12 protein-coding genes are annotated in these 12198 nt (G+C 60.7%); 1 reads left to right on the top strand and 11 read right to left on the bottom strand.

The window, feature by feature from the left end:
- Window positions 1–28: 28 nt before the first annotated feature.
- The 11 genes from AABM54_RS06320 to AABM54_RS06270 all read right to left on the bottom strand — a co-directional run bounded on the left by AABM54_RS06320 (window position 29) and on the right by AABM54_RS06270 (window position 9362).
- Window positions 29–1072: a phage baseplate assembly protein gene (locus AABM54_RS06320; RefSeq protein WP_347904442.1), complete on the bottom strand. Its 1044-nt coding sequence runs from the start codon at window positions 1070–1072 to the stop codon at window positions 29–31.
- 3 nt (window positions 1073–1075) lie between these two features.
- On the bottom strand, window positions 1076–2314 hold the full coding sequence (locus AABM54_RS06315) for a DNA circularization N-terminal domain-containing protein (RefSeq protein ID WP_347904441.1): 1239 nt from the start codon (window positions 2312–2314) through the stop codon (window positions 1076–1078).
- Window positions 2301–3941 carry a phage tail protein gene (locus AABM54_RS06310; RefSeq protein WP_347904440.1) on the bottom strand — a complete coding sequence of 547 codons (1641 nt, stop codon included), beginning with the start codon at window positions 3939–3941 and terminating at the stop codon, window positions 2301–2303. The genes AABM54_RS06315 and AABM54_RS06310 overlap by 14 nt, the downstream gene beginning before the upstream one ends.
- 130 nt (window positions 3942–4071) lie before the next feature.
- Entirely contained in the window at window positions 4072–4368 is a 297-nt protein-coding gene (locus AABM54_RS06305) for a phage tail assembly protein (RefSeq protein WP_347904439.1), read from the bottom strand.
- Window positions 4365–4712, bottom strand: coding sequence for a phage tail tube protein (locus tag AABM54_RS06300; RefSeq protein WP_347904438.1), 348 nt, complete (start codon window positions 4710–4712; stop codon window positions 4365–4367). The genes AABM54_RS06305 and AABM54_RS06300 overlap by 4 nt, the downstream gene beginning before the upstream one ends.
- A gap of 76 nt (window positions 4713–4788) precedes the next feature.
- Complete coding sequence (locus tag AABM54_RS06295) at window positions 4789–6285, bottom strand: phage tail sheath subtilisin-like domain-containing protein (protein ID WP_347904437.1); 1497 nt, start codon at window positions 6283–6285, stop codon at window positions 4789–4791.
- Window positions 6285–6467 carry a DUF2635 domain-containing protein gene (locus tag AABM54_RS06290; RefSeq protein WP_347904436.1) on the bottom strand — a complete coding sequence of 61 codons (183 nt, stop codon included), beginning with the start codon at window positions 6465–6467 and terminating at the stop codon, window positions 6285–6287. The genes AABM54_RS06295 and AABM54_RS06290 overlap by 1 nt, the downstream gene beginning before the upstream one ends.
- Complete coding sequence (locus AABM54_RS06285; protein WP_347904435.1) at window positions 6464–7048, bottom strand: hypothetical protein; 585 nt, start codon at window positions 7046–7048, stop codon at window positions 6464–6466. The genes AABM54_RS06290 and AABM54_RS06285 overlap by 4 nt, the downstream gene beginning before the upstream one ends.
- Before the next feature lie 137 nt (window positions 7049–7185).
- Window positions 7186–7533, bottom strand: a complete 348-nt coding sequence (locus AABM54_RS06280; RefSeq protein WP_347904434.1) for a phage holin family protein — start codon at window positions 7531–7533, stop codon at window positions 7186–7188.
- 160 nt (window positions 7534–7693) lie between these two features.
- A complete protein-coding gene (locus AABM54_RS06275) occupies window positions 7694–8101 on the bottom strand; it encodes a phage tail protein (RefSeq protein ID WP_347904433.1) in 408 nt (135 codons plus the stop codon).
- A gap of 526 nt (window positions 8102–8627) precedes the next feature.
- Window positions 8628–9362, bottom strand: coding sequence for a S24 family peptidase (locus AABM54_RS06270; protein WP_347906141.1), 735 nt, complete (start codon window positions 9360–9362; stop codon window positions 8628–8630).
- A 207-nt stretch (window positions 9363–9569) separates the two neighbouring features.
- Here AABM54_RS06270 and mutS point away from each other — a divergent pair, with 207 nt between their 5' ends.
- Window positions 9570–12137: a DNA mismatch repair protein MutS gene (gene mutS, locus AABM54_RS06265; RefSeq protein WP_347906140.1), complete on the top strand. Its 2568-nt coding sequence runs from the start codon at window positions 9570–9572 to the stop codon at window positions 12135–12137.
- The last annotated feature ends 61 nt before the right edge of the window (window positions 12138–12198 follow it).

Raw genomic sequence — 12198 nt, 5'->3', positions numbered from 1 at the left:
GCCCGCTCCCACAGGTTCAGCGTCAACCTCAAGACTTCTTGGGCGGGACCGGATTGGCATCGAACGTATGCGGCGGCGCCACTTGCAAGGTGGTGATCGAGCCTTGTTCGGACAGCGAGTAAGTGACCTTGGAGATCAACAGGTCGCCGTCAAACCCCAGCACGTTGTCGATCACCCGCACCAACGTGTTGTGCTGCCACAAGTCGCCGTTGGACTGTCGCCAGCCCTGTACGCGATAAGTGGTGGTCTGCGCTTTGCCGGTGCGGATGGCGCTTTCCCAGTCGGCACGTTGCTGGGCCAGTTCGCTGGTCAGTTGGGCGCTTTCGCTGATCACCGTGACCCGTTTGCGTGTGCCGCCGGGGTCGGTGGCCGTCCCCGAGACTTCGCTCACGGCCGTGCCGCTTTTCTGGTCGTTGCCCTTGTGCTGGCCGATCACCCGGTATTCGGAGAACACCCGGCTGAAGTCCATCGGCGCATTGGCCGACAGAATATTCTTGCCCAGCTCCAGCGCATCGCTGGCCCGTCCGCCGCTGCCGGGTTTGGCCAGCAGCACGCGGCCTTCGGCATCGTCGGTGGAGAACACCCGGTACAAGGTCAACAAGCGGTCGATGGACTGAAATACCGTTTCGCCCGGCACGATGCTGTGTTTACTCAGCTTCGCCATTTGCGGGATTTCGCTGACCACGCCCACGCCGTAGGACGCCGCCAGGGACTGAACAATGCTCAACAGGCTTTGTTCCTGCCATTGGCTCGGGCGGTTGATAGCCGCGCAATCCACCAGGTCCTGAGTCAGCGAACTGCCCTCGATGGACAGGCTGATCTGCTTGCCGTCGTAACTGACCGGCGCCTTGTAGACATGCCCGGTGAGCACCAGGTCGCAGCCGATCCGCACCTGACAGCGCGAGCCGGCCTTGATCGGCACCGCCAGTGTCTGCCCCGGCCACTGCCAGGTGATGTTGAGTGTGAAGGTGCGGAACTGACGCTCCAGGTCCGCACTGATTTCGACGCTTTTCCAGCCGCCATAATCCAGACCGTCCACGGTCAGGGTGACGGTGTTTTCCAGTTCGGTCATGACTTACTCCCCAGCGACTTTCAAATCGGCCGGAGGCAGAAAGCCAGGATGGACCGCACTGTTGCGCTGAATCACTTCGCCGACCCGCGTGGCATCGCCAAAGCGCTGATACGCGACCACCAGTGCCGGCAGGCTCTGCTTGGGCGACAAGGTGATCAAGCGCACACCCGATGACGACACCGCCGTCAGATGGCCGTACAACTGCTGACGCAGGGCGTTGAGCGCTTGATAGTGCACGGCGTCCGCCTTGAGGGCGGCTTGCCACATCGCATCATTGAGCGCATCGCGCAGGGTCAGCACATCGTCGGCCACCGGGACGTCCAGGCGCTTGACCGGTTGCACCGCTTGCTGCGCAACCGACGGTGTCGAGTTCAGTTTGACCACCGGTGTGGCCACCGGCATTTGCGCCACTTTGTAGCCAAGCTTCACCAGCACTGCGTCCTGCACCAGATTGGCCATGGCCTGTGCGGCCGCCACGGTGTCCTTGCCGGTGGTGAGTTTGGGCGTGTCGATTTTCTTCACCGCTTCGACCTGTTGCGAAGCATTGGCGAGCACACCGCGATAGCCTTCCCGGGCAAAGTCCTTGAGCTCCTTGATGTCGCCCAGCAAGCCCTTGAACTCGGCGCTCACTTCACGGGGCAGTTCCTTGACGGCCCTGACCAGCAAACTGAGTTCCTTGTAGGTTTCGATCACTTCCTTGAACTCATGCTCGATGACCTCATACACATCCTTGAGGCAATCACGCAGTTCCTTGACGGCAATCCGTGCCGCCTTGATCAGGCTGATCGCATCCTCGAAACGCCGCACCGCCGAGCCCAGCAGGCTGTCAGCCGAGAGCAGCAATTGTTCGCGGGAATTGACCGCTGCCGTGGGAAACGGCACAGGCTGGTCGGGATAAAACTTCAGCGCGAAGGTCACCATACCGCCGTCCTGGCGGGTCTGGGTCATCTCGCATTCGCCGACCTTGACCTGCATCCGCCCCAGCCACGGGTGAACCAGTTCACCCGCGCCCTCCTCCAGCGCCTTGAGCAACTGGTCACGCTGCTCCAGGCAATCGGCACCGACGATAAACGCCGTCAGGTCATGGATCTTCGCCTGCCGCCCCAGCCCTTCGAAGAACGGCTCGTCACGCTGCGGGTACTCGTGCAACTGGCCTTTCTGGCCGACCGGGGTTTTCGCCTGGTCGACCCAAAAACCGACGCCGCGAAACGACGCCGGCAACAAACGATCACGCCAGTTCATTGGAACCTCCCAGGGAAAGTGAGCGATAGCCGACACGCGGCGTGAGGGTCAGGCCCGGCTGGTTGGTTTGCGGCTGATCGGTGCGCATGCCCGCCGGGGCGTTTTCGAAGCGCACCGTCAAACCGCCTTCCAGTTGTGTGCGGTTGTTGGCGGCGCTTTGTTGCACCAGCGCGCTGGAGCTTTGTGGCAAGCCCGTGGTCAACGCGGGTTGATCAGTGCTGGCACCAAACAGTGCCGGCGCGAACTCACCTTTGACTTCGGCGTTGGTTTTGTGCTGCGCCTCGGTCAATCCTTCGACCTTGCCGGTGATCTTGGCGATGAAGCCGCCGAAATCGCCGCCGAGCATTTCCTTGATCGGCGCCATGATCGCTTGCAGCTTGTCCCACCATTGGGAGAACCATTCGGTGATCGGTTCCCACTGCTCGATGATCTGCCCCAGGGGCGACCACATGAACACCCCGCTCAACACGCCGAAACCCGCCAGTGCCACGGTTTTGATGCCTTCCCAGATCACTGCGAACACTTCGCTGATCGCTCCCCAGTTGGCGATGATCAGCCCCAGCGGTGTCCAGTTGAACAGGTTGCGCAAGAGGTCCATGACCGGCACGGTCAGCGCCTTGAGCAAGTCCCAGATGGCTGCGAACAATCCGGTGATCGGCCCCCAGTTCGCGATGATCAGATTCATCGGCATCCAGGAAAACAACTCCCGCAGGAAGCCCACGATCGGCGTCGCCACGATTTTGATCCCTTCCCAGAGCGCCGCGAAAAAGCGGCTGATCGGCGCCCAGTTGGCAATGACCAGACCCAGCGGCGTCCAGTTGAACATCACTTTGAGCGCATCGAACAGCAGCGAAGCCGCCGCTTTGATAACGTCCCAGAACGCCGCGAGCACCTGACTGACCGCCCCCCAATGGTTGATGATCATCCCCAGCGGCGTGAAGGCGAACATCGTCTTGAAGAACTCCGCCATCGGTATGACAACCGGCGCAATCTCTTGCCAGAGCCCGGCGAAAAACGCCGAGACCGGCTTCCAGTTCGCCACGATCAAACCGGCGGCTACGGCGATCCCCATGGCGACCAGCACGATGGGGCTGGTCTTGGCCAGCGTGTTCATCACGTCAATGGCTTGTGAAGCACCGCTCACCGCCGTTTGAATCGCGGAGAACGCGATAGCGCCCGCCGCTATCCCTTGAACCAGCGCCGGGTTGTCGTCCAGCAACGCCCCGACGCCCGTGAGCAACGGCTCCAGCCCGACCACCAGCGCACCCACCGCCGGCAACAACGCTGCATCGACTGCACCCGAAATCTTGTCCATCGACGCGCTGAACACGTTCATGTTTTGCGCCGCACTGCTGGGCACGCTCGGCACATCGACATTTTTGGCCGACTCGCTGACATCAACCAATTTGCCCTCGAACGCCGCGGCCGACTTGATGCCGTCCACGAAGGGCGTGATCACTCTGCCGCCCTTGAACAAACCGCTGATGTCCAGTTTGCCCAGGCCGGTTGCCTCAAGGTGGGTCTTGAAGCCATCGACTTTCGCCCGAAGGCTTTCGAGCTTGGGAAACAGCTTGTCGATACCCGTCAGCAAGAACGCTTTTTTGTCATTGCTATCTGTCTCTGCCATCACTGCACCTGCTGCATCGCATTGATCCGTTGCGCGTGCTCCAGTGATTCGCGGAGCACGTCCAGTGGCCTGGCCATCATCTGTTCGGGGTCAACCTTCCAGAACCAGGCCAGGTCATAGGCGACCGCGATCAGGTCGGTGATGGCGCCGACGCCGCACTCATGAAAAAACTCGCGACAGCCCAGCTCAGCGCGTTGAGGTCAGCCAGGTCCAACTGGTTGACCGACGACGGTGGAATACCGGCGCAGACCGCGATGTATTTGGCCGCGACATCCATGTCCAGGCTCACTTCTTCGCTCTTGTCGATCTTGTACGGCAGCGCCTTGATTGCCCGAACCTCCTGCACCGTCGGACGGCGCAGGTTGAGTTCGGTCAGCGGCTCGCCGTGGGCCTCGATGGCCACTTGCAGCTTCACGGCTTGACTCATTGCCAGGTCCCCTTGATGCCTTCGAAGATCAACGCGATGGAGGCGTCGTCACCCTTGGAGATCGGTGCGTCGACCAGGTAGGCACCGGCCAGCACAAAGACTTTGCCGTTGCTGAACTCGCAGGTGACAGTCATGTCGGTGCCGGCGATCAGTTGCTTGAGCGGGAAGTCCGGGGTGTGCAGCGCCGTCACCTTGAACGACGGGGTGATGTCGGTTTCCTTGTAGAAGCCTGGTACGACGGTTTCACGTTTGGTGGACATCAGCGGTGCTTCGCAGCCACCGTTGATGGTCAGTTGAGCGCCGTCCACTTTGACGTAGCAGGTGCCCGCAATCAGTTGACCCATGGTGTTTCTCCCTTCAATAAAAAAGCCCACGCGGGGTGGGCTGAATTCACACAGTCTTTACAGTCAAACGCGGCAATCAAGCCGCGTTGTCGTACTGCAAACGGAACTGGTTGAGCAGTGCGAACACGCGCAGACCATTGATGTAATCAGGTGGGAACAGTACGTTCACACGGCTCGGATCCTGACTGTCACGTTCCACGACCAGGTGTTCGGCGAACAGCTCGGCGTTCTCCACATGACCTTCGAGTTCGAGCTTGACGTACTGGGCAATCAGCTCACCGCGAAGGGTGCTCGGGGTGACGATTGGCTGGCCGGCGCCAAACCGGGTGCCGTCGGCGGCCAGTTTGTGGCGACCGTATTTGCTGGTGATCACGCTTTGCAGGCGACGCACGATGAACGCCGACTGGTGCATGGTTTCGCTGTCCAGGTAAGAATTGTCAACCTGGCCGTACGCGTTCTTCTGGTAGGTGGTGATCGAGCGCTGAATGCGCACGTAACCGCCTTCGTAGTAAGCGGTCGCGATGCCGTAGCTGAGCAGCGACTGGCGCTCGGTCAGGGTGAAACGCTCACTGGCCGGCGCCGGATCGACACCCGGCAGGCTGCCGCTTTGGGTCGGACGGCTGGCGTCGGCAGAGATGAACACCGCGGTGCGGGCAGCCAGTGCGGCGGCCTGAACCCAGAACGGTTGCGGTACGCCTTGTTCCAGCGCCTGAATGGTCATGTGCTGGTCGTTGCGGGTTTGACCGGCCGCCACCAGGGTGCCGACGGTGCCGCGCTTGGCGGTGTAGACGTGACCGAACAATTGCTTGGCCCACGACCAACGACCGGCGCTGTCATCCATGACGGCTTGCCAGGTGTTGAGGGTCGCGACATCGGTCCACGGCATGCAGATGAACTCGAATGGCTCATCGCCCAGTGCCGCAACCGCAGCAACCTGATCCGGTACACCCGCGCCACCGGTCATCGCGGTGATGGCAGTGGTCAGGCCGGCCGGGGTGTCTTCGCCGTTGCTCTTGCCTAGGCGGTTGAAGTGCAGGCTGATGTCGTTACCGCTGTCGCCGGTCCATTTGGCGCTCAGGGTCACCACGCCTTCGACCACAACAGCGGCCACCGGCAGGTCTGCCGCGGCGTTGACTTTCAGGGCCAGGGCGCTGGCGGCTTGAGCCGCCGTGGCGCCCTTGACGATGGCCGCCTGGACCCGAACACCACCGACGTACAGATTCAGCACGCCGCTTTCAGTCGCAGTACCCGTCAGGGTCAATACGCCTTTGGCGATGCTGCCCACGGTGTTGTGCACCGGCAGGCACCAGATCTCGCCGACCGGGTCGGTCTTGCGGAAAGTCTCGTACATCGAGGCCAGCATCGAGCCTTGGCCGCCGATGCTTTTGGCCAGTGCGACGCTGGAGACCAGCACCAGTTTGCCGACGTCGGCACTGGTCACGTTGTCGTTGACCTGAGCGACGATCAAGCGACGCAGGGTCGACGACCCGCTATTGGCTGCCGAATTGTCCATCTCGGCGTAGAACAGCGGAACACGAATGTCCGCGGGGATATTGCTGAAACCGATCGCCATTAGTTGGCTCCCTGTGGTGTTGCCGCTTGCGCGGCGGTAAGTGTGATATCGCCATCGGCCAGACGTCGGCGCCACCAGGCGCTGTCCGTCACTTCACGGCCTTCGAGGGGCAGCAGATCGCCCGCTTCCGGGTCCGGTACAACCCGGCCGGTGGCCGGTTGCACAGTGATGCGTTTGCTCATTGCTTTACGTCTCCTGAGAAAGTCATTTCCAGGCGCCCATCGGGGCCCGGGCGTTTCAGATTGGGGTCCGCGGGGTCGATCGCATCGACCCGCACCGTCACCCCACTAAAGGACGGCAAGCCGTCCAGTTCGCGCTCATGCCAGGTTTCCGCCGGTTCGCCGGGCCGACTGCGGCCCAACTGAAATTCGGCGAAAAAACGCAGGCGATAGAGCACGCGAGTCTTGTTGATGCCCACCAACTCACCGCCGTCGTACTCGATCGGCTGGTAATCACGCTCAGGCTTGAACCCCACCAGCGCCCGCCACAATCCGGCACGCAACACGTGCAGTTGATCCAGCGCCTGCTGGGCATCCGTGGTGTCGAGCACCAACGTCACTTCAAAACGATCACGCACGGTTTGCCGTGGGGCGTTTTGCGTGGTGTTGCGACTGGCAAGGTCGGCGATGACCACCACGTAAGCGGCCGGGGTTGGCAGCGGCGTGTTGGCTTGTAGCGATTCAAGGTCAATCCCGGCCGCCACTCGATTGGCCAGGCTGGGGCAGTACTCACGAATCTGCGTGACGATGGGTGTGATCTTCATGGGCGTTCACCGGGCGAAAAAAAACCCGCTTGGGCGCGGGTTTGAAGGAATAAGGTATTGCCATCGAAAGCCCGCATCCTTGCGGGCCGGGGCCGTTATCCAGGCTCCTGTTTGCCAATCCGTTGGTCTGATACGGGTTAGTGATCCTGGCCGGGGTCGCGCGGCGGCACGTCACAAACACCCAGGCGCTTGGCTGCCCAGCGTTCGTACAAACCGATGGCCACGTCCGCTCCCGCCATCGCCGTGAGGCAACCGAAGGCGCCGGCGGTCCAGATCGACACGCCGGCGGCGTAAAGCAGCATGATGGTCGACACCCCGCACACCACGCAGGCCCCGGAACGCAGGGCCAGACGCCGCAGCAATGACCAACCTCGAGCGCCCTCCTTGTCGGCGCGCCACATTTCGCCGGACACCCCGCCGACCAGCGCTAAGGCGATGACCAGCCAGATCGGCATGTCCAGCAACGCTTGTTGCTCGTTTGTCATGTCACGCCTCCAGGAGTGATTGATGAATGATCGGTTGTGTGTCTTTCAAGCCATGCCTCTTGAGGTGCCTGACGGTAGGTAGGCATTACTGAAAAGCCCGGCGCTTGCCGGGCTTTTCAGTAATGCGGCCCAGCATTCTGGACTTACCTGTCGGGACTGATTACCAAGGCGCTACCGGCCAACTGATCGTCACCGGATAACCTGGTTGTTTACTAACTTCACTCACTGCAATGACGTAGAGCTTGTACGCCAGCAACAACGCTTCATCAGCAGGGGTAGCAACGCCAACATCAGCTTTGAATTGCAGAGGATTGAGCACCGACCAACGATCTGCTTCGCCTAACAGCCCCTCCACCCGCATCATTGCAGCTTTACGCAACACTTCTTGCGAGGGCGTTGTAAACGTCCAGACACCGTTCATGAACGAAGCTTGCCAGTGCACATCAACTTCTGGGTTGCCTGTCACATCAACCCATTCATACCAAGATGGAACAGAGGAGGGAATATCTTGATCGGTTACTAACACCTGGGTGACCAGACCTGTTTCTACACGTGCATATCGGTACATTTCATGCTCCTTTTTTGATTACAGCAGATGCCTTATCCACTTCTGCATCCCTGATCGCGCCAGCAAAGCCGCTTCACGCGCTCCCCCGGCATTGCGATGGTAGGTAGGCATTCCAAAAAGCCCGGCGCTTGCCGGGCTTTTCAGTAATGCGGTCCTGCTGATCTTTCGGCGCTACTGGCGCGGTACGGATCCATTCAAATTGTCTTTCCGACCGCGGTCCCTGCCCGCCGGATAACTGCTTCTGGTGCTTTACGCTGCACACCCGGGTCAGTTGCCAACCCTCTGAACCGTTGAGGCCGGTTCATCGCTGCCTTTGCTGTGGAACTAAAGAGCGTCGTAGCCAGCCGCTGTCTGGCGGCTTGGGAGCAATAATATGCACGCATGCATATGCAGTCAATGCGCAAATGCAATTATTTATGCGCGACAAATGCACAGACGCATGAAGCGCCCGCAAACAAAGGGTTCGGTACTTTTCTTCAGACGAAAAAAAACCCGCCACGGCGGGTTTTATCTGACAGCGATGAGGTTAACGGGCGTACATACCCCACCAGAAGACGTGACCGAGGATCACGATTTGCTCTTCCTGGATTTCCTGGAAGGTGTAGTCCTCATCCGGGTGCTCGTCGCGATTGAAGCTGCGCAGGCGAATCCCGGTCGGCAGGCGATAAAGCTGCTTCACCCGCAATTGCCCATTATGGTTGATGGCATAGAGGTCACCGTCGATGATGTCGCCAATCCCGCACTTGCCGGCATTGACCCCCACCGTGGCGCCGTCGCGCAGCACCGGTAACATGCTGTTGCCGCGCACCGTCACACACTTGGCCTGATCGAACTGCACACCGTTATGCCGCAAGCTGCGCTTGCCGAAGCGCAAGCTCGAACGCTCGCTCTCTTCGATGACGAATCTTCCTGATCCAGCAGCCAATTCAACCTCGCGAAGAAAGGGGACCGACACCTCGTCGTCGTCGACAGGTGTATCGTCGTCCCACAAACTTATGTCCTTGAGTTCCGAGTGCGACTCTTGGCGCTCGGGCCGGGTGATAGGCACCACATCGGCGCGCCCGCGCAACTGGTCGGTGCTCACACGGAAGTATTCGGCGATCTTCGAGATGTGTTTATCCGAAGGATCGACGATCTTCCCGCTGAGAATCCGCGAGAGGGTGGATTGAGGCACGCCGGTTCGCCGGTGAAGCTCCGTAGGGGAGATTCCGTGCTGGTCGAGCAGTGCTCTTAAGACGGTAGAAACATTGCGTTTTTGCATAATGCGCATAGTGCTTGTTCTTTGCGCGGAAGACAAATGCTGATTTGCATACCAAATGCATACAAAGGTGCAACACCCGCTAGCCTTTGATCCCTGCGAAGGGTCGCCAGCCCATGGTAACCTTGCGCCCATCGCGAAAAAGCCGGCCTTGCGCCCCTTTTGCCCACCACTTTGACGAATTCGCCCGACTACCTGATGAATAAAGCTATTTCCGATCTGTCCTCGCACACGCCAATGATGCAACAGTACTGGCGCCTGAAGAACCAGCACCCCGACCAGTTGATGTTCTACCGCATGGGTGACTTCTACGAGATCTTCTACGAAGACGCGAAGAAAGCCGCCAAATTGCTGGACATCACCCTGACCGCCCGTGGGCAGTCGGCAGGCCAGGCGATTCCAATGTGCGGGATTCCTTATCACGCCGCCGAAGGTTACCTGGCGAAGCTGGTCAAGCTCGGCGAGTCGGTAGTGATCTGCGAGCAGGTCGGCGACCCGGCCACCAGCAAAGGCCCGGTGGACCGTCAGGTGGTCCGCATCATCACGCCCGGCACCGTCAGCGATGAGGCCCTGTTGGACGAGCGCCGCGACAACCTGATCGCCGCCGTGCTGGGGGATGAGCGTCTGTTCGGCCTGGCCGTGCTGGACATCACCAGCGGCAACTTCACCGTGCTGGAAATCAAGGGCTGGGAAAACCTGCTGGCGGAGCTGGAGCGGGTCAACCCGGTCGAGCTGATGATCCCGGATGACTGGCCAAAAGACCTGCCGGCCGAGAAGCGTCGTGGTGTTCGTCGCCGTGCGCCGTGGGATTTCGAGCGTGATTCGGCGCTGAAAAGCCTGTGCCAGCAATTCTCTACCCAGGACCTTAAAGGCTTTGGCTGCGAAAACCTGACCCTGGCCATCGGCGCTGCCGGTTGCCTGCTCAGCTACGCCAAGGAAACCCAGCGCACCGCCCTGCCGCACTTGCGCAGCCTGCGTCATGAACGCCTGGACGACACCGTCGTACTGGACGGTGCGAGCCGCCGCAACCTGGAGCTGGACACCAACCTGGCGGGCGGGCGCGACAACACCCTGCAATCGGTGGTCGACCGCTGCCAGACCGCCATGGGCAGCCGTTTGCTGACCCGTTGGTTGAACCGTCCGCTGCGAGACCTGAGCGTGCTGTTGGCGCGTCAGACCTCCATTACTTGCCTGCTCGACGGCTATCGCTTTGAAAAGCTGCAACCGCAGCTCAAGGAAATCGGCGATATCGAGCGGATTCTGGCGCGAATCGGCTTGCGCAACGCCCGCCCGCGCGATCTGGCTCGCCTGCGCGACGCCTTGGGCGCCCTGCCAGCGCTACAAGTCGCGATGACCGAACTCGAGGCCCCGCACCTCAACCTGCTGGCCACGACCACCAGCACTTACCCTGAACTGGCGGCGCTGCTGGAAAAAGCCATCATCGACAACCCGCCTGCGGTGATTCGCGACGGTGGCGTGCTGAAGACCGGTTACGACGTTGAACTCGATGAATTGCAATCGCTGAGCGAAAACGCCGGACAGTTCCTGATCGACCTCGAAGCCCGCGAGAAAGCCCGCACCGGTCTGTCGCACCTGAAAGTCGGCTACAACCGCATTCACGGCTACTTCATCGAACTGCCGAGCAAGCAGGCCGAGCAGGCACCGGCCGATTACATTCGCCGTCAAACCCTCAAGGGCGCCGAGCGTTTCATCACCCCGGAACTCAAGGCCTTCGAAGACAAGGCCCTGTCGGCCAAGAGCCGTGCGCTGGCCCGCGAGAAAATGCTTTACGAAGCCTTGCTTGAGGACCTGATCAGCCAATTGCCACCGCTGCAAGACACCGCAGCCGCGCTGGCCGAACTGGATGTGCTGAGCAACCTCGCCGAGCGCGCACTGAACCTGGACCTGAACTGCCCACGGTTCGTCAGCGAACCGTGCATGCGCATCACCCAGGGTCGTCACCCGGTGGTTGAACAAGTGCTGAGCACGCCGTTCGTGGCCAACGACCTGAGCCTGGACGACAACACCCGGATGCTGGTGATCACCGGTCCGAACATGGGCGGTAAATCCACTTACATGCGGCAAACGGCATTGATCGTGCTGCTGGCGCACATTGGCAGCTTCGTACCGGCGGCCAGTTGCGAACTGTCGCTGGTGGACCGGATCTTCACCCGGATCGGTTCCAGTGACGACCTGGCGGGCGGGCGTTCGACCTTCATGGTTGAAATGAGCGAAACCGCCAACATCCTGCATAACGCCACTGAACGCAGCCTGGTGCTGATGGACGAAGTCGGTCGCGGCACCAGCACCTTCGACGGTCTGTCGCTGGCCTGGGCGGCGGCTGAACGTCTGGCCCACCTGCGCGCCTACACGCTGTTTGCCACGCACTACTTCGAGCTCACCGTACTGCCGGAAAACCAGCCACTGGTGGCCAACGTGCACCTCAACGCCACCGAGCACAACGAACGCATTGTCTTCCTGCACCACGTACTGCCGGGGCCGGCCAGCCAGAGCTACGGCTTGGCGGTGGCGCAACTGGCCGGTGTGCCGAGCGAAGTGATTGTGCGGGCTCGCGAGCACCTGAGCCGCCTGGAAACCACCAGCCTGCCCCACGAAGTACCGCGCCCGGTTACCGGCAAGGTGGCTGTTCCGCAGCAAAGTGATATGTTCGCCAGCCTGCCTCATCCAGTACTGGAAGAGTTGGCAAAGCTTGACCTGGATGACTTGACTCCGCGTAGAGCACTCGAAATGCTCTATACACTAAAGACACGGATCTAACGCACTTGCCTGCAAGCTGTTAGAATCTCGCGCGGTTTGGGATGCTGCGGGCCTTTAGCCT

This window comes from Pseudomonas purpurea, assembly GCF_039908635.1.
Taxonomy (GTDB): domain Bacteria; phylum Pseudomonadota; class Gammaproteobacteria; order Pseudomonadales; family Pseudomonadaceae; genus Aquipseudomonas; species Aquipseudomonas purpurea.
This window is presented reverse-complemented; position numbering and strand designations above follow the sequence as displayed.

Coding starts and splice junctions, on each gene's coding strand:
- AABM54_RS06295 (WP_347904437.1), bottom strand. CDS start 6,285: ATGGCGATCGGTTTCAGCAATATCCCCGCGGACATTCGTGTTCCGCTG.
- AABM54_RS06320 (WP_347904442.1), bottom strand. CDS start 1,072: ATGACCGAACTGGAAAACACCGTCACCCTGACCGTGGACGGTCTGGAT.
- AABM54_RS06275 (WP_347904433.1), bottom strand. CDS start 8,101: ATGTACCGATATGCACGTGTAGAAACAGGTCTGGTCACCCAGGTGTTA.
- AABM54_RS06285 (WP_347904435.1), bottom strand. CDS start 7,048: ATGAAGATCACACCCATCGTCACGCAGATTCGTGAGTACTGCCCCAGC.
- AABM54_RS06305 (WP_347904439.1), bottom strand. CDS start 4,368: ATGAGTCAAGCCGTGAAGCTGCAAGTGGCCATCGAGGCCCACGGCGAG.
- AABM54_RS06300 (WP_347904438.1), bottom strand. CDS start 4,712: ATGGGTCAACTGATTGCGGGCACCTGCTACGTCAAAGTGGACGGCGCT.
- AABM54_RS06290 (WP_347904436.1), bottom strand. CDS start 6,467: ATGAGCAAACGCATCACTGTGCAACCGGCCACCGGCCGGGTTGTACCG.
- AABM54_RS06315 (WP_347904441.1), bottom strand. CDS start 2,314: ATGAACTGGCGTGATCGTTTGTTGCCGGCGTCGTTTCGCGGCGTCGGT.
- AABM54_RS06280 (WP_347904434.1), bottom strand. CDS start 7,533: ATGACAAACGAGCAACAAGCGTTGCTGGACATGCCGATCTGGCTGGTC.
- AABM54_RS06310 (WP_347904440.1), bottom strand. CDS start 3,941: ATGGCAGAGACAGATAGCAATGACAAAAAAGCGTTCTTGCTGACGGGT.
- AABM54_RS06270 (WP_347906141.1), bottom strand. CDS start 9,362: ATGCAAAAACGCAATGTTTCTACCGTCTTAAGAGCACTGCTCGACCAG.